Source organism: Mesorhizobium newzealandense (assembly GCF_042682145.1).
Classification (GTDB): Bacteria; Pseudomonadota; Alphaproteobacteria; order Rhizobiales; family Rhizobiaceae; genus Mesorhizobium; species Mesorhizobium newzealandense.
On sequence record NZ_JBHUGZ010000006.1, the window covers coordinates 54,097 to 74,805 of the forward strand.

General features: G+C 62.4%; 23 protein-coding genes. 7 read left to right on the forward strand and 16 right to left on the reverse strand.

Features of this window, described 5'->3' with window-relative positions:
- Nucleotides 1-43: 43 nt before the first annotated feature.
- The 8 genes from ACFSOZ_RS08275 to ACFSOZ_RS08310 all read right to left on the reverse strand — a co-directional run bounded on the left by ACFSOZ_RS08275 (nt 44) and on the right by ACFSOZ_RS08310 (nt 8,254).
- The gene (locus tag ACFSOZ_RS08275) at nt 44-661 is read right to left on the reverse strand and encodes a riboflavin synthase (protein WP_379095836.1); all 618 of its coding nucleotides are present in this window, start codon (nt 659-661) and stop codon (nt 44-46) included.
- An 11-nt stretch (nt 662-672) separates the two neighbouring features.
- A complete protein-coding gene (gene ribD / locus ACFSOZ_RS08280; RefSeq protein WP_379095839.1) occupies nt 673-1,791 on the reverse strand; it encodes a bifunctional diaminohydroxyphosphoribosylaminopyrimidine deaminase/5-amino-6-(5-phosphoribosylamino)uracil reductase RibD in 1,119 nt (372 codons plus the stop codon).
- 2 nt (nt 1,792-1,793) lie between these two features.
- Nucleotides 1,794-2,273 carry a transcriptional regulator NrdR gene (nrdR, locus tag ACFSOZ_RS08285; protein WP_056594062.1) on the reverse strand — a complete coding sequence of 160 codons (480 nt, stop codon included), beginning with the start codon at nt 2,271-2,273 and terminating at the stop codon, nt 1,794-1,796.
- Between the two features lie 157 nt (nt 2,274-2,430).
- Entirely contained in the window at nt 2,431-3,054 is a 624-nt protein-coding gene (locus ACFSOZ_RS08290; protein ID WP_379096072.1) for a hypothetical protein, read from the reverse strand.
- 73 nt (nt 3,055-3,127) lie between these two features.
- Complete coding sequence (glyA, locus tag ACFSOZ_RS08295; protein WP_013532252.1) at nt 3,128-4,441, reverse strand: serine hydroxymethyltransferase; 1,314 nt, start codon at nt 4,439-4,441, stop codon at nt 3,128-3,130.
- A 163-nt stretch (nt 4,442-4,604) separates the two neighbouring features.
- Entirely contained in the window at nt 4,605-5,183 is a 579-nt protein-coding gene (locus ACFSOZ_RS08300; protein WP_379095843.1) for a GNAT family N-acetyltransferase, read from the reverse strand.
- Nucleotides 5,184-5,209: 26 nt separating this feature from the next.
- Nucleotides 5,210-6,856: a Na+/H+ antiporter gene (locus ACFSOZ_RS08305; protein WP_379095847.1), complete on the reverse strand. Its 1,647-nt coding sequence runs from the start codon at nt 6,854-6,856 to the stop codon at nt 5,210-5,212.
- A 144-nt stretch (nt 6,857-7,000) separates the two neighbouring features.
- Nucleotides 7,001-8,254, reverse strand: a complete 1,254-nt coding sequence (locus ACFSOZ_RS08310; RefSeq protein ID WP_379095850.1) for a L,D-transpeptidase family protein — start codon at nt 8,252-8,254, stop codon at nt 7,001-7,003.
- A 370-nt stretch (nt 8,255-8,624) separates the two neighbouring features.
- Between ACFSOZ_RS08310 and ACFSOZ_RS08315 the strand changes: the two genes are divergently transcribed.
- A complete protein-coding gene (locus ACFSOZ_RS08315) occupies nt 8,625-9,158 on the forward strand; it encodes a hypothetical protein (RefSeq protein ID WP_379095853.1) in 534 nt (177 codons plus the stop codon).
- Nucleotides 9,159-9,181: 23 nt separating this feature from the next.
- On the opposite strand, the gene ACFSOZ_RS08320 is transcribed toward ACFSOZ_RS08315, so the two are convergent.
- The 4 genes from ACFSOZ_RS08320 to ACFSOZ_RS08335 form a co-directional block, all read right to left on the reverse strand.
- Entirely contained in the window at nt 9,182-9,583 is a 402-nt protein-coding gene (locus tag ACFSOZ_RS08320; protein ID WP_379095856.1) for a hypothetical protein, read from the reverse strand.
- 184 nt (nt 9,584-9,767) lie between these two features.
- Nucleotides 9,768-10,283 (reverse strand): transcriptional regulator LdtR, encoded by a 516-nt coding sequence (gene ldtR / locus ACFSOZ_RS08325; RefSeq protein ID WP_379027411.1) that lies wholly within the window; start codon nt 10,281-10,283, stop codon nt 9,768-9,770.
- 238 nt (nt 10,284-10,521) lie between these two features.
- Nucleotides 10,522-10,944 carry a DUF6163 family protein gene (locus ACFSOZ_RS08330; protein ID WP_379095859.1) on the reverse strand — a complete coding sequence of 141 codons (423 nt, stop codon included), beginning with the start codon at nt 10,942-10,944 and terminating at the stop codon, nt 10,522-10,524.
- Nucleotides 10,941-11,984 (reverse strand): enoyl-CoA hydratase/isomerase family protein, encoded by a 1,044-nt coding sequence (locus ACFSOZ_RS08335; RefSeq protein ID WP_379095862.1) that lies wholly within the window; start codon nt 11,982-11,984, stop codon nt 10,941-10,943. The genes ACFSOZ_RS08330 and ACFSOZ_RS08335 overlap by 4 nt, the downstream gene beginning before the upstream one ends.
- Before the next feature lie 180 nt (nt 11,985-12,164).
- Here ACFSOZ_RS08335 and ACFSOZ_RS08340 point away from each other — a divergent pair, with 180 nt between their 5' ends.
- The 4 genes from ACFSOZ_RS08340 to ACFSOZ_RS08355 all read left to right on the forward strand — a co-directional run bounded on the left by ACFSOZ_RS08340 (nt 12,165) and on the right by ACFSOZ_RS08355 (nt 15,910).
- The gene (locus ACFSOZ_RS08340; protein ID WP_379095866.1) at nt 12,165-13,046 is read left to right on the forward strand and encodes an NAD(P)H-binding protein; all 882 of its coding nucleotides are present in this window, start codon (nt 12,165-12,167) and stop codon (nt 13,044-13,046) included.
- 79 nt (nt 13,047-13,125) lie between these two features.
- A complete protein-coding gene (locus ACFSOZ_RS08345) occupies nt 13,126-13,953 on the forward strand; it encodes a DUF2066 domain-containing protein (protein ID WP_379095869.1) in 828 nt (275 codons plus the stop codon).
- Between the two features lie 78 nt (nt 13,954-14,031).
- Nucleotides 14,032-15,063: a porphobilinogen synthase gene (gene hemB / locus ACFSOZ_RS08350; protein ID WP_379095872.1), complete on the forward strand. Its 1,032-nt coding sequence runs from the start codon at nt 14,032-14,034 to the stop codon at nt 15,061-15,063.
- A gap of 202 nt (nt 15,064-15,265) precedes the next feature.
- Nucleotides 15,266-15,910 (forward strand): dihydrofolate reductase family protein, encoded by a 645-nt coding sequence (locus ACFSOZ_RS08355; protein WP_379095875.1) that lies wholly within the window; start codon nt 15,266-15,268, stop codon nt 15,908-15,910.
- Between the two features lie 29 nt (nt 15,911-15,939).
- On the opposite strand, the gene ppk2 is transcribed toward ACFSOZ_RS08355, so the two are convergent.
- Nucleotides 15,940-16,860 carry a polyphosphate kinase 2 gene (gene ppk2 / locus ACFSOZ_RS08360; protein ID WP_379095878.1) on the reverse strand — a complete coding sequence of 307 codons (921 nt, stop codon included), beginning with the start codon at nt 16,858-16,860 and terminating at the stop codon, nt 15,940-15,942.
- 270 nt (nt 16,861-17,130) lie between these two features.
- Between ppk2 and ACFSOZ_RS08365 the strand changes: the two genes are divergently transcribed.
- Nucleotides 17,131-18,174, forward strand: a complete 1,044-nt coding sequence (locus ACFSOZ_RS08365; protein WP_379095881.1) for an aldo/keto reductase — start codon at nt 17,131-17,133, stop codon at nt 18,172-18,174.
- A gap of 45 nt (nt 18,175-18,219) precedes the next feature.
- Here ACFSOZ_RS08365 and ACFSOZ_RS08370 read toward each other — a convergent pair whose 3' ends face one another.
- Nucleotides 18,220-19,191, reverse strand: coding sequence for a glycosyl transferase family 90 (locus ACFSOZ_RS08370; protein WP_379095884.1), 972 nt, complete (start codon nt 19,189-19,191; stop codon nt 18,220-18,222).
- Nucleotides 19,192-19,389: 198 nt separating this feature from the next.
- Here ACFSOZ_RS08370 and ACFSOZ_RS08375 point away from each other — a divergent pair, with 198 nt between their 5' ends.
- A complete protein-coding gene (locus tag ACFSOZ_RS08375) occupies nt 19,390-19,542 on the forward strand; it encodes a hypothetical protein (RefSeq protein ID WP_111545757.1) in 153 nt (50 codons plus the stop codon).
- Nucleotides 19,543-19,591: 49 nt separating this feature from the next.
- Here the strand turns inward: ACFSOZ_RS08375 and ACFSOZ_RS08380 are convergent, their stop codons facing one another.
- Both ACFSOZ_RS08380 and ACFSOZ_RS08385 read right to left on the reverse strand, forming a co-directional pair.
- Nucleotides 19,592-19,825 (reverse strand): DUF982 domain-containing protein, encoded by a 234-nt coding sequence (locus ACFSOZ_RS08380; RefSeq protein ID WP_245462826.1) that lies wholly within the window; start codon nt 19,823-19,825, stop codon nt 19,592-19,594.
- A gap of 130 nt (nt 19,826-19,955) precedes the next feature.
- Entirely contained in the window at nt 19,956-20,621 is a 666-nt protein-coding gene (locus ACFSOZ_RS08385) for a GntR family transcriptional regulator (protein ID WP_379095887.1), read from the reverse strand.
- Nucleotides 20,622-20,709: the final 88 nt, after the last annotated feature.

Here is a 20,709-nt window from a genome sequence, read left to right on the forward strand (position 1 = left end):
GCTTTCCGAAGGTGACCTAGGGTCGAAATTCCCGGGTAACCGCTTAGAGCCCTTCTTTCGCCGCTTCCACCAGGCGCGCCGCATAGCGGGCCATGGTGTCGATCTCGAGATTGAGGCGGTCGCCGACCTGGCGCTCGCCCCAGGTGGTCACGGTCAGTGAGTGGTGGATCAAAAGCACATCGAAGCGCATACCTTCCACCTTGTTGACGGTGAGCGAGGTGCCGTCGAGCGCGACCGAGCCCTTTGGCGCAATGAACTTCGCCAGATCGCGCGGTGCTTCAAGGGTAAAACGCACCGCATCGCCTTCGTCCTTGCGCTCGACGATCTTGGCCATGCCGTCGACATGGCCCGAAACGATGTGACCGCCGAGTTCGTCGCCGATCTTCAGCGCCCGCTCCAGATTGATCCGCGTGCCCGCTTTCCAGCCCGTCGCCGTCGTCAGCCTGAGCGCTTCTTCCCAGGCCTCGACCTCGAACCAGTGCGCGTTCGAGCCGCTGTCGGGCAAGGCGGTGACCGTCAGGCAGACACCGCCGCAGGAAATCGAAGCGCCAATGGCAATCGTCTCGGGGTCATAGGCGGTGTCGATGCGCAGCCCCACCCCTTCCCTGAGCGGCTTGACGGTCGCGACGGTGCCGACATCGGTGACAATTCCGGTAAACATCGGTGTTGATCCTAAATGTCTCTGATCCACTCGGCATAGCTGTCTTCGCCGAAACGCATGTCGCGAAGCTTGCGAAATCCTGCCGGGATATGGTCAGCATCGATGGGCGATGCAATGCCGTCACTACCGATCGCTTCCGGCCCCCGGAACAGCACGATGCGGTCGACCAGCCCATCGGCCAGAAAAGCACTGGCAACCTTGGCGCCGCCCTCGACCAGAACGCTGGCCATGCCGAGTGCGGCCAGATCCTCGAGCAGTTCCGGTAGTGCTACGCCGCCTTCATGCGTTTCTGTGCCGATGAAGCGCACCCCGGCGCGTTCCAGCATGGTCCGCCGATGCGGATCGGCCTCCAGGCAAGCGGCCACGTAAAGCGGCACCCGGTCCACGCCCGAAACCAGCTTCGAGGCCTCGGGCAACCTGATCTGGCGGTCGAGCACGATGCGCGCCGGCGAACGGTTCTCCAGCCCCGGCAAGCGCACCGTCAGAGCCGGATCATCCTCCAGTGCCGTGCCAATGCCGACCAGTATGCCGTCGGCCTCGGCCCGCATCAGATACACTTCGCGACGGGCGATATCGCCGGTGATCGACACTTGCCCTTCGCCTTGCCTGCCGATCTTGCCATCACTGGAAAGGGCAAGCTTGAGAATCACTTCGGGGCGCTTTCTCAACCATCGAATCAGATAGCCCGCCATCTGTTCGTCGGCTTCCGCCGCCAACACCTTCTCGACCACCTCGACGCCGGCGGCGCGCAGGATCGCGTAGCCCTTGCCGGACACGCGCGGATCGGGGTCGCTGGCGGCGCCGACGACGCGCGCGACACCGGCGCTGACCAGCGCATTGGCACAAGGCGGCGTGCGGCCATGATGGGCGCAAGGTTCCAGCGTGACATAGGCGGTGGCGCCGCGCGCCAGCGCGCCGGCCTCGGCCAGAGCCTCGGTCTCGGCATGCGGGCGGCCGCCGACAGCGGTCACGCCGGTGCCGACAATCATCGGGCCATTACCGTCGTCGCGCACGATCAGCGTGCCTACGGAAGGATTGGTCGCGGTGCGCCCGGCATTCTTCCGCGAAAGGCGGAGCGCCGCCGCCATGAAACGACGATCAAGTTCGGCCTGTCTGTCGCTTGCAGTCATGCTCAGCTGGCGTCCTCTTCACCCTTGATTTCGTCCCCCTTGAGCTCGCCGAGCAATTCGTGGAAATCCTTGGCTTCGCGAAAATTGCGGTAGACCGAGGCGAAGCGGACATAGGCGACATCGTCGAGCGACTTCAGCGCTTCCATGACCAGCCGGCCGACCTCGCCGGATGCCACTTCGGTCTCGCCGGAGCTTTCGAGCTGGCGCACGATGCCGGTCACGGCGCGGTCGATGCGCTCGGGATCGACATTGCGCTTGCGAACGGCAATCTCCACCGAGCGCAGCAGCTTGTCGCGATCGAACGGCACTTTGCGACCCGATTTCTTGACCACGACGAGGTCGCGCAGCTGCACGCGCTCGAAGGTGGTGAAGCGGCCGCCGCAATCGGGGCAGACGCGGCGCCTGCGGATCGCCGCGCCATCCTCGGCGGGGCGCGAATCCTTCACCTGCGTATCTTCTGACTGGCAATAGGGACAGCGCATGGAGAAGCCTTTGGTTGCGAATCTGGTGAGGCGAAAGGCTTAGAGGTTTTTGCAACGATGGCAAAGTATCGGCAACAGCCCCTTGCCTCTCAGAGATAGCGAGGCGCAAGCAAGATTGCCAGCGTCGCCAAAGCAGCCGGACAGCGTGCCGATGCCGTCAGGGGGCAACGTCGGTGGTCGGAAACCCGCACGATGTGCCGAGACTGCGATAGGCCTTGGTGAAGCCGTCCATGGATATGCTTCCAACCGACGTGTCGCCAAAGGCGACATCGAGCACCGATGCGCGACGCATGACACGCAAGAGCGCCAGGCTGGTCTTGGCCTGATTGTCCATGATCCAGCTGAGCCGGCCATTGACGGCGGCATCGGAATGGAGCTTGGCGGTGACGTGGCCCTTGTCATCGCCGAAGGTGGCAGCAACGGACTTGCCAGTCGGCAAAGCCTGGTTGCCGACGGAAATGGTCAGGGACGGGTAGGCATCCGGCGGCAATGCATCGCCGTTCGAGATGATGAGCGTCAGCGTACCGGTCTCGCCGCCAGCGCCGACAAAGGCGGTCGAGGCAGCGCAGGTCTTGCGGCTATCCTGACCGGTGTCGATCTCGTCGACCAAGGTCGACCATCTGCCGAAGGTTTCGAGCTTGGGTTCTGCCTGGGCGGGTGCCGCGGGCGCGGCCTGGGCAGGTGCGGGCTGCGTTGGCGCGGTTTGAGCGGGGGCGGTTTGTGCCAAGGCGATGCCGGACAACGGCAAGGCAATCAAAGCAGCCAAGGTGCCAGTTCGCATCATCAAGGCTCCTGTCGCAGGCTTGCCGCGACGACGCTTGTCGTCGCGACAAGGTGAAGAGACCTCTATCTCGTCAGCCGAGATAGGGATAGAGCGGAAAACGGTCGGTCAGCGCCACCACCTTGGCCTTGACCGCCGCTTCGACAGCGGCATTGCCCTCGTCGGAATTGGCGACTTTCAGACCATCCAACACTTCGGCGATCAGCTTGCCTATCTCGCGGAACTCGGCCTGGCCGAAGCCGCGCGTGGTGCCGGCCGGAGTGCCGAGACGCACGCCTGACGTGACGAAAGGCTTCTCCGGGTCGAACGGAATGCCATTCTTGTTGCAGGTGATGTTGGCACGGCCGAGCGCTGCCTCGGCGCGCTTGCCAGTGGCGTTCTTGGGGCGCAGGTCGACCAGCATCAAATGGTTGTCGGTGCCGCCGGAGACGATATCGAGACCGGTTTCCTTGAGGCTGGAGGCGAGCGCCTTGGCGTTGGCGGCGACGCTCTCGGCGTAGACCTTGAAGCTTGGCTTCAGTGCTTCGCCAAAGGCCACCGCCTTGGCGGCGATGACATGCATCAGCGGGCCGCCCTGCAGGCCGGGGAACACCGCGGAATTCATCTTCTTGGCGATGTCCTCGTCATTGCACAGGATCATCCCGCCGCGCGGGCCGCGCAGCGACTTGTGCGTGGTCGTGGTCACCACATGGGCATGCGGCAGCGGCGACGGATGCACGCCGCCCGCCACCAGGCCGGCGATGTGCGCCATGTCGACCATCAGGTAGGCGCCAACCGCATCGGCGATCTCGCGAAAACGCTTCCAGTCCCAGACGCGCGAATAGGCGGTGCCGCCGGCCAAGATCAGCTTCGGCTTGGTCTCGTGGGCGGTCTTCTCGATCGCATCCATGTCAAGCAGGTGGTCGTCCTGGCGCACGCCATAGGACACGACCTTGAACCATTTGCCGCTCATGTTGACCGGCGAACCGTGGGTCAGATGGCCGCCCGAATTGAGGTCTAGGCCCATGAAGGTGTCACCGGGCTGCAGCAGCGCCAGGAACACGGCCTGGTTCATCTGGCTGCCGGAATTCGGCTGGACGTTGGCGAAATTGCAGCCGAACAGCTTTTTCGCCCGCTCGATCGCCAGTTCCTCGGCGACGTCGACGAACTGGCAACCGCCATAGTAGCGCTTGCCCGGATAGCCTTCGGCGTATTTGTTGGTCATGATCGAGCCCTGCGCTTCCAGAACGGCGCGCGAGACGATGTTTTCAGAGGCGATCAGCTCGATCTCGTGACGCTGACGGCCGAGTTCGTTGCGGATGGCGCCGAAAATCTCCGGATCGGCGTCGGCCAGCGTGGTTTCGAAGAAGGATTCGAATTTGTTCGACACTGCCGCTGCTGTTGCCATGGCCTGAAATCCTCGGGTTCGGGGGCAATTTAGATTTATGCATGTCGTTGTCCAAACCGATGCACACTTTTGGGCGACATGCATTCGCCGCGCCATTAACACAGTTGTTTTCGCCCCGCCACGTTTGCGGCGCGAAATTTGCTGGCCGGATTGCGCCAAGAACCTATTCCGTTGGACCGCGAACGTCGATTTCGAAGCTTTCTGTCTTGCGATGGAATTCATGGGCAAGCAGGCTCATCATCAAATCGTCATACCAGACTCCATCCACCAACGCGGATTCCCGCTCGCGTCCCTCGACCACAAAACCGCACTTTTCATAAGCCCGGATCGCGCGCTTGTTGTAGGCGAGCACGCGGATCCCAATTCTGTGAAGTTGCATCTGTCCGAAGGCGTGCTTGAGCAAAAGCATGATCGCCTGGCTGCCCAAGCCGCGACCAAGACTGGCAGGATCGAATATTCCGATAGCCATCGAAGCTCGTCGGTCGCGGATGTCCACGCCATCAAGACGAATTTCACCGATGAAAGAGCCCTGGTGCTCAATCACCCAGGCGTAGTGATGCTCGGCGAGCGCCTTCAGCCATCTTGCCGCATCTTCCTCCGTAATCGGGCGCACATCTTCAAGGCTAGCACCAAACATCCTTGCAATGTCCATGTCTCTTCCAAGCAGAAGTCGGCTGCTGGCGTCTGCCTCGCAAGGTGGACGTAACCTGATGTTCATTGCCTCTAAAATTGGCACGGTCATGACCGTCTCTCATTGCCCATGGGCCACTATTTCCGTGCCTGTCGTCCCTTCAGCAAGGCCTCGGTAAGCGTGATCTCGGTGAACAGCGCCCGCGCCGCATGGTCGTTGATCTCGCCGCTACGCAGCATGGCGCGCACGGCCCTGCGTTCGGCCTCGATGCCGGCGAGCCTGAGCTCGAGTTCCAGCCGACCGGCTTCGCGTGCTGCGGCGCGCGCTTCATCGGCTTCGTCGGAAGCAGCAATGCGGCGCCGGTAGCCGGCGACAATGTTGTCGGCGGCGGCCAGCCGGGCGCCGGGCACCTCGCCTCGGTCTTCGGTGTCGGTTGCGGCGATGCTCTCGATGCGGGCGATGGCCGCCTTGGCCGCGCCGACGCGCGCAAGCCGCTCCTCGGCGGCACCGGCATCCTCTCCGGGCTCGACCAGCCCCCTGGCGATCTTCGGCAAGGCGAGACTGGCGACGACCAGCGAGCAGATGATGACGCCGGCGGCCAGGAAGATGACCAGGTCGCGCGCCGGAAAGGGCGAACCGTCCGGCATGGCGAGCGGCAGCGACAGGATGCCGGCCAGGGTGATCGCGCCGCGCACACCGGCGACCGAACCGGCAAGCCGCACGCGCAGCCCAAACGGCTCCACCTTGCGCTTGCCCAGCCGCGCCGCGATCCCAGCCGCGATATCGCCGACCCAGATCCACAGAAAGCGCAGCGCGATCAGGCACAGCGTCAGCGCGATGACGGTCGCGACCGGCTGCACGATCGGATGCATGCTCATGAGTTCCGGCGGCACATGGCGGATGATGTCGGGAAGCTGCAGTCCGAGCACGATGAAGAGAGCGCCGTTGAAAACGAAGGAAAGCGTCGTCCACAGCGACATCGTCTGGATGCGAGCCGAGACGCCGAGGAAACGAAACACGCCGGAACCACCGGTCAGCAGGCCGGCGGTGACCGCCGCCAGGATGCCGGAAGCGCCGATGTGCTCGGCGCCGAGATAAGCGATGAAGGGCAGCAGGATCATCACCAGCACCTGCGCCTCGGCCGGCACGCCGCCGATGCGGTTGAGCAATTGCAGCAGCTTGGCGGCGACGAACAACGCCGCCACGCCGATCAGGATGCCGGCGGCGACGGCATAGAGGAAACTCAGGGATGCCGCGGCGAAGGAAAAGCTGCCGGTCAGCGCCGCCGCCACGGCAAAGCGAAACATGACCAGTCCCGAAGCGTCGTTGAGCAGGGACTCGCCTTCCAGAATGTGCATCAGCCTCGCCGGAACCAGGTTCTTGTCGACGATCGAGGACACCGCCACCGCATCGGTCGGCGACAGCACCGCGGCGAGCGCGAAAGCGACGACCAGCGGAATACTCGGCACCAGCCAGTGCAAGGCATAGCCGAAGCCGACGATGGTGAAGAAAACGAGCCCGATGGCAAGGTCGAGTATCGGTCCGCGCAGTGCCAGCAATTCACGCTTGGGCGCGCCATAGGCATCGCCGAACAGCAGCGGCGGAATGAACACCAGCAGGAACAGTTCCGGATCGATCTCGACATGGATGCCGCGCACCGGCCAGGCGAGTGCGGCGCCTATGGCAATCTGCAGCACCGGCAACGGCACCCGCACCAGGCGCACCAGCGCGCCGGAAACGGCGACGAAGACGAGCACAACCAGAATGAAGACGGCGACATCCATGGCCCGGTTCCAAACTTGTCCGCGGACCATGCGCAAAGCCGGCCGATCCGTCCAGCCGCCCTGTCCCGCGAAAGCGCAACGAGACCCGAGCAACGAAAAAAGGCCGCCCTGATCGGCGGCCTTTTCTGTAAAATGATCAGATATTTAAAGCGACGAGGTGATCTGCAGCTCGTTGGCGCCGTCGAGCGCGTAGACGTCGTCGCGGAACTGCACCACGCCCGGGCCTGTCGACCAAGCCGAGAGATAGAGGAAATGCACCGGCACCGGGTTGGTGATCTGGATCGGCGTGTTTTCGCCGGTCTTGATCGCCGCCTCGAAATGCTGGCGGTCCCAGCCGGGCGTGTCGCGCAGGATCCAGGTGACGAGGTCGCGCACATTCTGCACGCGCACGCAGCCCGAGGAATCGAAGCGCATCATCTTGCCGAACAGGCTCTGCTGCGGCGTGTCGTGCATGTAGACGCCGTCCGGGCTCGGGAAATTGATCTTGACCGAGGCCATGGCGTTGCCAGCGCCCGGATCCTGGCGGAAGCGATACTTGGCGGCGTCGTCGGTCGACCAGTCGACATTGAGCGGGTCGACTTCGCTGCCGTCCGGCGCGAACAGGCGAATATGGCTGTCCTTCAGGTAGTTGGGGTCCTTCCGCATCAGCGGAATGATATCCTTGCGCACGATCGAGACCGGCGCATTCCAGTACGGATTGACGATGATCTCGTTGATCTTGGAATTGACGATCGGCGTCTGGCGATCGATCTTGCCGACGATCGCGGTGTGGCGAAGCACGACGCGGTCGTTCTCGACGGCTTCGACCTGCGCGGCCGGAATGTCGACCAGAACATAGCGGCTGCCAAGCGTGCCGGCCTTCTCCTTCAGCCGCTGCAGATTGGTCTGCAACTGGCCAAGGCGGATCTGCGCCGAAACGTTTATCGCCAAGTAGGTGTATTTGCCCATGGAGCCGTCGGCGGGCAGGCCGTGACGCAACTGGAAGCGCTTGACCGCCGAGTCGACATAAGAGTCGAAGGCCGTCGAAATTCCGGCGCTCTGCGACAGGTCGCCGGAGACCATCAGGCGCTTGCGCAACGGCACGACATCCGGGTCATCGACGCCGAGCTGCAGCTTCTTGGTCGCCGGGACCTCTACCCAGCCGCCCTGCGCGGCAATGTTCTGATATTGCGCCACCGCCTGCTCGGTAAAGGCGACGGTCTGTGCGCTAAAGATCGGCAGCGTCGAGGCCACCTTGCCGCCCTCGCTGGCACGGGCGTCGAACTGGTCATCCCAATTGCCGCGCGCCGAGGATTTCAGGATATCACCGATCACATCCTGCGCATTGGCGCCGCCGGCGACCATCGCGGCTGCGAGCGCGGAGGCTCCGGAAAGGAAAAAACGGCGGCTGGTTCTCATGGACGTTCCAGACATTCTTGTAGCGTTCGATCTGCTGCATTCGGTTATCAGGGCGATCTTGCCCGCACTCTAAAGTTGGCAATCTTAACAATTAGCCAACCATGTCCGTATCAGTCCGGCCACAAACGCTCGAGCCGCGATACGGTTCCGGGTGAACGCACGGCCTTCACCACAGCATCACCGGCATCCTCGGTTCCATTGGAATATGGCGGCAACGTGGCTTCCGTCCGAATTTGGCCCGGCCGACGCGGCGAAATGAAAGGCCCGTGCTTTTTCGGCACCGATCCGCGATCGTCGGCCCAATATCGACCGATGAACCACCAGCCCATGATGATACACTTACAAGCTCGCCCAACACGGGAATGAGACCATGCCTGGTGTCCTTTCAGTCGTCGCGGCCTTCGCATTGGCCGCAGCTCCGAACGGCAGCGCTCCGACGCCGGAGGAAACGGTCGCCTATTTCGTGCATGGCCTGGAACAGGGCGCGATCCCCAAATACGGGCAGCAGGCCGACGAACCGCTTAAGCAGGTTTCCCGATCGCCGGCGGTGTTCACCAGCACTGGCCCCAACGAGGTCGGCGACAGAACCGAAACGCTGAGATTCACGGTGACGAAGCTCAGCGCGTGCAGCTACAAGGCGGAACAGCAGTTCGAGGAGGACGGCGAACCCTATTATCGCCTGACCTACACGCTGGACTTGAGTGCCGTCACGGCCATTGGCTTCGACAATCCGCCGGCCACCATCTCGCTCAAGGGGCTGACCAAGAGCTGCACGACCGACACCGACGGCAGCTGCGATCTGACCAGTGAGCCAGAAGCGACCGGCCCGTTCTTCGGCGAGCCGCGCAAGGCCGAACAGGCGCTTGCGTATTTTCATGAAAAATTCTGCCCGCTGAAGCCGTGATCCTGCTGACTATCTCATGATCCTCAGCGTGGCGGTTCAACACTTGGGTCCGGACCTGGCGGCGCCTTCAATTCCGAACATCGTTGCAACACCTCATGCTGAGGATAGCGCAGAACTTTGCTGTCCTCCAGTTTGAGCAACAGTTCCCGTCTCTTGTCCGTGCTCTCACCGTCGGTACACGTCATGTCCAGGATGACGACATCCAGGCGGTTGATCTTCTGGATTTTGTCCAACGTGCAGCGGACCTCCCACATCTCCACTGCCTTGCCGGTAAACGTCACGATTGAGTCATTGTTGTCACATTGGGAGCTGCCTTCCGTGGCGAAAGAATCCTTCCACCACTCCTCGGCGAAAGCCGTTTGCGAGACCAACCAAAGCACTGCGGCAACCGAGCAAATCTTCGAGCGTTTTCCCAGATCCATCATGCGCCCCCTCCAGGCCGAGACATTAGGCACTGCTGCAGCGAAAGCAAACCTGGCACGGATAGTGCCTACTTGGGCTTTGGGATCGGGAAAAGAGAAAAGGGCCGATGCCTTTCGGCACCGGCCTTGACCAGAGGTCGACATTTCGGCCGCGCTTCTGTGGCGCGGGCCGGATCCGATGTGCCGGTTACATCCGGTAGGCGATGGTATCGTTCCAGAAGCGGTCGAGCCGCTGCAGGGCACGGTTCATCTGCTTGAATTCCTCGGTGTTGATGCCACCAACCTGCTCGATCGAGCCGACATGGCGCTCATAGAGGCCGGCGACGACGTCCGCCACCTCGTTGCCCTTCGGGGTCAGCGAGACGCGAACCGAACGGCGATCAATGCGCGAGCGCTGGTGGTTGATGAAGCCGAGATCGACCAGCTTCTTCAGATTGTAGGAGACGTTGGAGCCGAGATAGTAGCCACGCGAACGCAGCTCGCCGGCGGTCAGCTCGGAATTGCCGATGTTGAACAGCAGCAGCGCCTGGATGGCATTGATGTCGGAACGGCCGTTGCGGTCGAATTCGTCCTTGATCACGTCAAGCAGGCGGCGGTGCAGCCGCTCTACAAGCTGCAGCGATTCCATGTACAGCGAGCGGATAGCCTCGCGGCGGTCGTCGGATACGTTGGCGGTCTTCGCCGCCGGACGCGAATTGATCATTGTCTTTGCCTCTCGTTTGTCGCCCTGGTGATTTTTTGTTTTTCACCTTGATCGCGACACTATCGAATACTCATAAAATTCGACTTAAACGCTAGGGCTAACAAGAGCTTACCGGTAAGAGGTTTCGAAAGAGGCTTAACGAACGGTCACCCGAGCAAGGACAATTAACCTAAAGATTTCGCCAACAATTGCGGGGTTGAATCCGGGCAGCCGCCAGGCCGCCAATGCGCTCAAGGGCTTAGTGCCGTACCGGTCGTTTCTGCAGCCAGATGATCACCCGGAAAACGATATAGAGCAGCGCCACCGCCGTATGCGAGATGACGATGAGTATGCGGTGGCCGAAAAGTTCGGGAAAACCGGCATACATGACGATCTCGGTCGCCGCGCAAATGAACCAGATGACCGGCCCCCAGGACGCCAGCATCCACAGGCCGGCGGCGGCGAAGGGGAAGAACACGGCGAGCACCACCGCCGCCACCTGCCAGTGCACGGGCATCAGATCGAAACGCCATAGGGGGCCCGGATAGAAGCCGATCAGCTTGATCCAGTAGAGAATGCCGAACAGCAGGCAATAGCCTGATATGACGCGCTGGAACCAGGCGAAGATCACCTCCACCCCCGAGGGCTGCAGCACGACGCGTCTCGAGGTCACCTCGCTCACAGGTCGAGCTCCCGGTCGCCCAGCGAGGCGAAATAGGCGTCGACATCCGCCTCGCTGACCGCATCCAGGCGCTCCGGCCGCCATTGCGGCTTCGAACCCTTGTCGATGATGACGGCGCGGATACCTTCGTAGAAATCATGGCCGGCGAGCATCCGGTTGAGGATGCGGAACTCCATCTTCATGCATGCGTCCATGGACAGGGTCAGCCCGGCGCTGATCTCGCGCCAGGCGACGCGCAGGCTGGTCGGCGAGCGTGTCCGCAACGTCGCCAGCGCCTTTGCCGCGAACTCGTCGGCGCCTGCTGCCCGTTCCAGACTGTCGATGACGGCATCGAGCGATGGCTGTGAAAAATGACGGACGATCGCTTCCAGTGTCGGCCTGTCGGTCTCCCGCCTTGCCTGAAAGAAGAAACCGCGCAGCACCGACTCCGGATCGCCGGTCAGCGTCAGCCGGTCGAGGAAGCCGCCCTGGTCCTCGGCCTTGATGGTGTGGGTGGCCAAGCCCGACCACAGCGCGTCGCCATAGCGGATGCGATTGCCGGTCAGCGCCAGATACATGCCGAAGGAGCCGCCGAGATCAGGCAGCAGATGGCTGGCGCCGACATCCGGAAAAAAGCCGATGCCGACCTCCGGCATGGCGAACTGGGCATTCTCGGTCATCACCCGATGCGAGCCGTGGAAGGAGATGCCGACGCCACCCCCCATGACGATGCCGTCGATCAGTGCGACGTAAGGTTTCTTGAAGCTGTTGATGCGGGCATTGAGCCGGTATTCATCGGCGAAGAACTCGACCGGCGGCTTTCCAGCCCTGCCGGCCTCATAGACATGCAGGATGTCGCCTCCCGCTGAAAACGCCCTGCCTTCGGCCTTGACGACGACGACATCGACACCCTGGTCGGCCTCCCAGGCGGAAAGAGCAGCGTCGAGCGCCCTGATCATGCGGTGCGTCAAGGCATTGAGCGCCTGCGGCCGTGTCAACGTGACGACGCCGGCCCGGCCCAGATGTTCGAAGCGGATCTCGTCGCCTCCGCCAAAATCCATCGTGAAAGAATCCCTCCCCCGCGCCGCCGGGACTGAAGTGCTAAAGCGTGGCGCATGGGTGCGTCAATGCCAAGCCGGCCATCGTGCGCCTGTTTGGATCTCTGGAGAGGTAAGGCGCCATCCTTTGCACCCCGGCCAAATGGGTGCAACTTGTCCGTCTGTAAGGCTCAGGACGAACGCATGATCCTTGTTACCGGAGCGTCGGGATATGTCGGAGGCAAGGCGCTTGCGGCGTTGCAGTGCCAGGGCTTGCCGGCGGCCGGCATGGTCAGGAACACCGGCAAGCATGCGGTGAGCCTGCCTGCCGAAACGCCGTTGCGGGTCGCGGACTACGACGATCCGAAAAGTTTGTTGCGGGCATTCGAAGGCGTCTCGACGCTGCTGCTCGTCTCGAGCGACGGAGACGGCCGGGACGTCCTTCGTCACCACGCCAATGCCATGGAGGCGGCCGTTTCCCGAAACGTACCGTCAATCGTCTTCACCAGCATCATCGATATCGATGCGGACTCGCCGTTCTATTTCACGCCCGTCTACAGGGACGCGGAGCGCAGGCTGCGTGAAAGCGGGCTTGCCTGGACGATCCTCAGATGCGGCCTGTATTCGGATCTGGTTCTTGATAGCTGGATCCTGCCCGCCCTTTCATCAGGGGTTCTTTCACTGCCCACGGGCGCTGGGCAGGTTGCACCTGTATCGAGAAACGATGTCGCGTTGGCAGCGGCGGCCGTGGTCGCGTCACCAATGAAGCACGCGGGAAAAACCTATGAATTGACGGGACCGCGGCCGCTGTCGTTTCACGACCTCGCCGAGGCCGCCGGTTCGGCTTTTGGCCGCCCTCTTGAGTTCATTGCCTGTTCGCCGGCGGATTATCTCCAGTGCGCCTGGGCGGAAATGGAGGACCCATGGCCGCATGCCTTTTCGACCTTGTGCCGATCGATAGAAGAAGGCCGCTACCAAAGGGTGACGGACGCGCACCAGCATTTGACCGGGCACCCTCCAACCGACTTCAGAAAGTTCGTTGAGGACGCCGCCGCGTCCGGATCTCCGTGCCGAAGCCAAAACTGAGCGGCGGAGCGCCGTCTTGGCCACCGGCGACACCCGGTGATAGAGATTGGCCACCAACCCTCGAACCCGACGGTGAGCCATGCCGCAGTTTTTGCGCCTTGCCCTTGTTCTGGGTGGCCTGCTGGCCCTCTGCGCCGCCAGTGGTCCGGCCACAGCGGCTGATATCGACGACCTCTACCAATCACAGACCATCGTCACCGGCCAGGGCGAGCCGAACCGCGAGGCCGGCTTCAAGATCTGCCTCGATGCGGTCCTGGTCCGGGTTTCCGGCGATCAGCGCTTGCTGGCGAGACCCGAGATGACGGCGCTGCGCGACAAGGCCGGCAGCTTTGTCACCGGTTTCCGCTATCGCGACCGCATGGAAGGCATTCCGGTGCATGACGAACAGGGCACGCACGACCGGCCGCACGACCTCTTCTGCCAATACACGCCGACGACGATCGACCCGGTGCTCTCTTCACTCGGCAGCAAGCCGTGGCTGACCGAGCGGCCACGACTTGCGGTGTTTTTGGCAACCGAGCAAGGCATCCGGCATTTCGCGCTCGATGCCGATGACGAGCGCGGCGAATTGATGCGCGAATCGTTTGGCAATGCGGCCTTGCCGCTGGCCATGCAGGTAGCCTTCCCCAGGGCAGCGCTGCTGTCGCAGGCCGGGCTGGATGACAAGACGCTGCGCGACGCGGACATGGCGAAGCTGGATACGGTTGCGACAAAAGCCGGCGCCGATCAGGCGCTTGCCGGAAGCATCGTCTGGAGTGACAAGGAGTTCGGCTGGATCGCCGACTGGCGGCTGGCCATGGGCGGCAAGACCTATAGCTGGCAGGTGCGCGGTGTCTCCTTCGACGAGGCTTTCCGCGTCGCGATTAGAGGCGCGGCGCAGGTTCTGTCAGGCAATGGGCAACCCTAGGACAGCCTGGCACAAACGTGTCGCATTGGTCAGCGGCAAGGGCTCGTGGTAAAAAGCCGCCGAACGAGAGTTTTGGCGATGAACAAATTCACCCCGACAAAGCCCGCCGGCGCGCGCAGCGTCGACGACATCACCGGCAGCCGCCGCTTGCGCCGTATGCGCAAGGCCGACTGGTCGCGCCGTCTCGTGCAAGAGAACCGGCTGACGGTCGACGATTTGATCTGGCCGATCTTCGTCGTCGACGGCAAGAATGTCCGCGAGCCGATCGCCGCCATGCCGGGCGTTTTCCGCCTGTCTATCGATCTCGCCGTCAAGGAGGCCGAGCGCGCGGCAAAGCTCGGCATTCCGGCACTCGCCACCTTCCCCAATGTCGACATCGCGCTGCGCGACCAGACCGGCTCGCACATCCTCGACCCCGACAACGTCATCAACCGCGCCACCCGGGCGATAAAGGACGCCGTGCCGGAAATCGGCATCATCACCGACGCCGCACTCGACCCGTTCACCAGCCACGGTCATGACGGCATCCTGCGCGACGGCATCATCGTCAATGATGAGACGGTGGAACAGGTAACCGCTGCAGCCGTCATCCAGGCGGCGGCTGGCGCCGACATCATCGCGCCGTCCGACATGATGGACGGCCGCATCGGCGCCATCCGCGACGCACTCGACGCCAACGGCTTCCAGGACGTGGCGATCATGTCCTATGCGACCAAATTCGCCTCGGCCTTCTACGGCCCGTATCGCGAGGCGGTCGGCACCGCCGGGCTGCTCAAGGGCGACAAGAAGACCTATTACATCGACCACGCCAATTCCGACGAAGCGGTGCGCGAGGCCGAACAGGATATCGCCGAAGGCGCCGACATGCTGATGGTCAAGCCCGGCCTGCCCTATCTCGACATCATCCGGCGGCTGAAGGACGAATTCCAGATGCCGACCTTCGCCTACCAGGTGTCGGGCGAATATTCGATGATCAAGGCGGCGGCCGCCAATGGCTGGATCGATGGCGAGAAGGCGATGCTGGAATCGCTGCTCGCTTTCAAGCGCGCCGGCTGCGACGGCATCCTCACCTACTTCGCGCCTGAAGTGGCGACGATGCTGAAGGAATAGTTTTCTCTTCCCACCGATGGCCGGTCGCAGCGGGCAATGCCGGCGCCCTCCTCGATCTCCATGAACAATTGCCGGCTTCCGGACGGGTGCCCGAGCGAAGGTCGTTGGACCAATCGCCCGGGGTTTGCTGCATCCACAAAAACCGCTTGCAATTCGCAATCAGTTTGCTACTGCTTGTACAACTGGTTATGGAGAAGACGGTATGTCCAAACTTCGCGTCAATGCTTTCACCCTGTCGCTCGACGGCTACGGCGCCGGTCCGGATCAGGATCTACAAAACCCACTCGGTGTCGGCGGGGAAGCCCTGCACAAATGGGCCTGGAGCACCCGCACTTTCCGCAAGATGTTCGGCGAGGAAGGCGGTGCGACCGGCACTGACGAGGACTTTGCGGCGCGCAGTTTCGAGAATGTCGGCGCCTGGATCCTCGGCCGTAACATGTTTGGGCCGATCCGGGGCGAATGGCCTGACGACAGATGGAAAGGCTGGTGGGGCGACAACCCGCCTTACCATGTGCCGGTTTTCGTGCTGACCCATCATAAGCGCGAATCGATCGTCATGGAGGGCGGCACGACCTTTCACTTCGTCACCGACGGCATCCATTCGGCGCTTGAGCAAGCGAAGGCGGCGGCTGATGGCAAGGACGTGCGGGTCGGCGGTGGCGTCGCCACCATCCAGCAATATCTCCAGGAGAAATTGATCGACGAGATGCATCTGGCGATCTCGCCGGTGCTGCTTGGCGCCGGCGAGAAGCTTTTTGCCGGCCTGGAGATGCCCAGGCTCGGTTACCACTGCAGCGAGCAGGTCGCGACGCCGCTCGCCACCCACGTGGTCATCAGGCGTGCCTAGGTCTCCCCCTCCCTTGCGGGGAAAGACGCTCAGTACTTCTCCGGCACGTAGAGTTCGCGCGGCAGCGTCTGGCGCTCGTATTCGGGATTGAAGACGCGCTCGGGCAGCGTGATCTCCTCGTGCGGCACCTCTTCATACGGGAGTTGCTTGAGCAGATGATCGATGCAGTTCAGCCGCGCCCGCTTCTTGTCGTTGCCCTCGACGATGAACCAGGGCGCCTCAGGAATGTTGGTGCGGGCAAAGGTCTCTTCCTTGGCCTTGGTGTACTGCTCCCAGCGTACGCGCGACTGCAGGTCCATCGGCGAAAGCTTCCACTGCTTCATCGGATCGTGGATGCGCATCAGGAAGCGCATCTGCTGCTCCTCGTCGGTGATCGAGAACCAGTATTTGACCACGGTGATGCCCGAGCGGACCAGCATGCGCTCGAACTCCGGCACGTCGCGGAAGAATTCCTCGACCTGATCGGGCTGGGCAAAACCCATCACGCGTTCAACGCCGGAGCGGTTGTACCATGAGCGGTCGAACAGCACGATCTCGCCGCCGGCGGGCAGATGCGGCACATAACGCTGGAAATACCATTGCGACTTCTCGCGCTCGGTCGGCGCCGGCAATGCCACGACACGGCAGATGCGCGGATTGAGCCGCTGGGTGATGCGCTTGATGACACCGCCCTTGCCGGCAGAGTCGCGGCCCTCGAAGACCACCACCAGCTTCTTCTTGTGATAGGCGACCCAGGACTGCAGCTTGATCAATTCGGATTGCAAGGTGATCAGGTCACGAAAATATTGCATCCGATCGATCGAAGGCGGATGCGAGTTCTTGTAGATCTTCGCGATCTCCATCGACAGCGCCGGCTCCGACATTTCGAGCTCATAGTCTTCATCGAGCGTGTCGGCGAGTTCGGCTTCAAGCCAGTCCTTGGCGGGAGAATTCTGTTTTAGCTCGGTCATTTCAGCTGCTCCGCTTGCAAGCCTTGTCGATCCACGTCCGGCGCCCAAACCCTTGGCTTGCGTCCCGGAGTGGCAACACCTGAGCCGACTTCAATATAGACCGGCAATGACGGTTTTATTGCAGACTGAGCACGATTTCCGCCGCTGCAAATCCCGCGAGGCATGATCGATCCGTCGCCGTGGCATGTCGACGAGCGGTCTAAATTGTCCTACAAATGCGGCAGGCCCGTCCGGGCGCTGCCTTTCAACAACAAAATCGCGAGGACTGACATGGAATACCGCACCCTCGGCCGTTCCGGCTTGAAAGTTTCGACACTGACCATGGGCACGATGACCTTCGGCGGCGCCGGCGCGTTTTCGGCCGTCGGCAAGACCGACCTCGAAGAAGCACGCCGGATGATCGATCTCTGCATCGATGCCGGCATCAATGTCATCGACACCGCCAATGTCTATTCGAACGGCATTTCGGAAGAGATCATCGGCGAAGCGCTCGGCGGCAAGCGCAAGGGCGACGTGCTGATCGCCTCCAAGGCGCGGATGCGGATCGGCAACGGTCCGAACGATGAAGGCCTGTCGCGCTATCACCTGATCCGCGAATGCGAGAAGAGCCTGAAGCGGTTGAAGACCGACGTCATCGACATCTACTTCCTGCACGAATGGGACGGCACGACACCGCTCGAGGAAACCATCGCCGCGCTCGACACGCTGGTTGCCCAGGGCAAGATCCGCTATGTCGGCTGCTCCAATTATTCCGGCTGGCAAGTGATGAAGGCGCTCGGCATCAGCGACAGCCATCACCAGCCTCGCTTCGTCACCCAGCAGATCCACTACACGCTGGAAGCGCGCGAGGCGGAATATGAATTGCTGCCGATTTCGGTCGACCAGGGGCTCGGCGTGCTGGTCTGGAGCCCGCTTGCAGGCGGATTGCTGTCTGGAAAATACCGCCGCGACAGCCCCACCGCGCGCCAGCTCGCCGGCTGGTCCGAACCGCCGATCCGCGACGAGGACCGGCTCTGGCGGATCGTCGATGTCCTTGTCGAGATCGGCACGCAGCGCGGCGTGTCGGCAGCGCAGGTGGCACTGGCCTGGCTGCTCGGCCGGCCGGCGGTCAGTTCGCTGGTGATCGGCGGCAGGAGCGAAACGCAGTTCCGGGACAACATCGCGGCGGCAAGCCTGGTGCTCACCGGCGAGGAGCGTGAACGCCTCGACGCGGTCAGCCGGCCGCCGGTGCTCTACCCCTACTGGCACCAGCAACTGACGGCAAGGGACCGCTTTGGCGCCGCCGATCTGGTTCTCGATCGCAGCGGCGTGTGACCACAGGTTTCGACGAGGAACCCGACGGAGGAAGCCCGCCGGCACTTAACCCGTGATATAACGCCAAACCTCGGGATCAGGCTCGATCTGGCCGCTGAGCACGAAGTATTTGTAGAGCACGAGCAGGGAGATCGCCTGCTCGGCCTGCTCGTTGGCAAATGTCCGGCAATAGGCATTCGCAGCAGAGATGATGCGTTCGGCCTGCGCCGGATGCCGCTCGAAGTATGCGACGCGCTCCGAAAGGTTGGAGAAATCCGCTTCGAGTGGCACATAGTGGACGTTTGCCTCGAGCTGGTTTTCCGCGAACCATGTCTCGTATGTCGGTGGCGGCATCAAGCAGAGCGAGTTCGAATTCATGATCCATTTGAGGTTGGTCGCCACGTCGATGCCTTCGAGCGAGACGATGTAGCGATAGCGCTGATGCTGGCCGATGCTCAGATAGGGTTTGCTATACGCAACCGGCGCATTCGGCTTGTGTGAGCCGGCGTCGCAGAACGGCAAGTCGCGCACTGCGTCCAGAAACCTCGTCCGTATCGGGTTGTTGAGATCACCGCGCCAGACCACGGACGGGCGCTTGTCGGCGAATGCGGTTGCGTCGGCAGGCATGTGGAAATGACGAAACTTGTCGAGCTTCATGATGACCGCATTGCTGTCCTGCGCACGGATAGGCCGATCCTTGACGATCGACGGCACCTTCGGCACCTCGACGATGTCGCCGAATTCCACATCGACGAGCAATGCCGGATCGAAGTAGCGGGCAAATTCCTTCAGGTCGTAATAGTACATGGTCGGGTCAAAAGGCAGCTTGCCGATGCGCACGGCATTCGCGCTGGGCACAAAGGCATCGTGCAGCTTGTTGTAGTAATTCAGCCTATGGCGAACCGAGCTGTCAGGCAGCCTGGCCTTTTTGAGCCTGTTCGCCAGTTGCCGGCGAAACAATTCCTGTGGGACGACGTCGCGCGCGAAATTTCGCGCATAATAGAAAACCTTAGCCGTCGTTCGTGCAATTGTGGCCATCGATCACTTGATCAAAAACAACGAGTAGCTCGCAATATATTGGTGCCCCGGCTCTCCCTACACCATTGTGCCGAACATCTTGCAAGCCCCAGACCGTCATCGACGCGAACGACCGGGCACTATCGCTTCAGCTGTTGTGTTTGACGGCTAATGCTCCTAGGCAGGACCAGAGCCGCGAGGCAGTGAAAAGGAGCCGATATGGCACGACCACCAAACTACGATCACGAACGCAAGGAACGCGACCGCCAGAAGGCGGCCAAGAAGGCCGAGAAACTGGCAGCCAAGGTTGCCGCGCGCGAGCGTTCGAAGCCCGAAGACGAGACCGAAACCGAAACCGAAACGGCAAAGTGACGGCAAAAGGCCCGCGCATGCGGGCCGTGCCTCATTCCAGGTTGTCGCCTTAGGCCGGGGCTTTGTCGCTGACAAAGACGTCCACTTCGCGCGCTGCCGCAATGAAGGCGCGCCTGGCGTTCATCGCCGGCTTGTCACCGGCCAATGCATCATGACAGGCCTGCAGGGCCGCGCGATGCTTGGGACTGCGCTTGCCGGGCCAGTTGTTGAGAAGGTAGTCGGAAGCCTCACGGGCCGTGCGCAAGAGCTGAGTGCTTCCCGCCGCGACTGACTTCACAGTCACAGGTGTTTCAAATCGGTTGTTTTCCATCGCCGCTCCTTACGCCATCGGCGTCTGTGAAGCGAGGCCGAAAGTGCACGCCGCGCCCGGACGGCGCCTTTTGACCGGCGATTGCCCTGCCCTTACAAGCGCACTAAGCGGCGACGACCGCAAAGCCCCTGGCGCGAAGACCACGCCGGTCGTTGGCGAGCGACGTCACCAGCCGGTCGCGGCTGCCGACGATGTGGGCCGAAAGCAGGCGCGTGGCTTCATCGGCATCGCCAAGGCGGGTCGCTGCCAGAATGGCGCCATGTTCGGCCCAGGCACGAGCAAGCGCCGCCTCGTCGCGAACCTCCAGCCAGCGGGCCCTAGACAGGCGCGTCATGGCATCGCGGACCGCACGAAAGAGGAACTCATTGCCAGACAGGCGTGCCAGCTCGATGTGGAAATCCATGCCGACACGATGCCATTCCTCGCGGGGTGTGTCGGTGTCGCAGGAGTCGAGCATGGCCTGGATGACATCGACGGCGCTTCGGTCCGCCAGGATGCATGTCAGGCGAAGCGCCGCAAGCTCGACCGCCTCCCTGTAGACGGCGATCTGCTCGAGCTCGGCCAGGTTGATCGGTGACACCGTCCAGCCACGGCCGTCCCTGCCGACCAGGCCCTCGGTCTCGAGCCGCAGCAGCGCGGCCCTGACAGGGGTTCGCGACGCGCCGAAGCGGCTTTCGATCCAGCGTTCGGTCAGTTTCTCGCCGGGGCCGATCTCGAGGCCGAGGATCATCTGCCGAAGCTGTTTTTCGACGCTCTGCATCTGCGACATTGTCGTTTCCGTTTCTGTGGCCGTTGCCGGCGAGCGGCTTGCTGGCGGCATCCTCCGATCACGTTCGAGGGTCGCATTGACAGCGCCC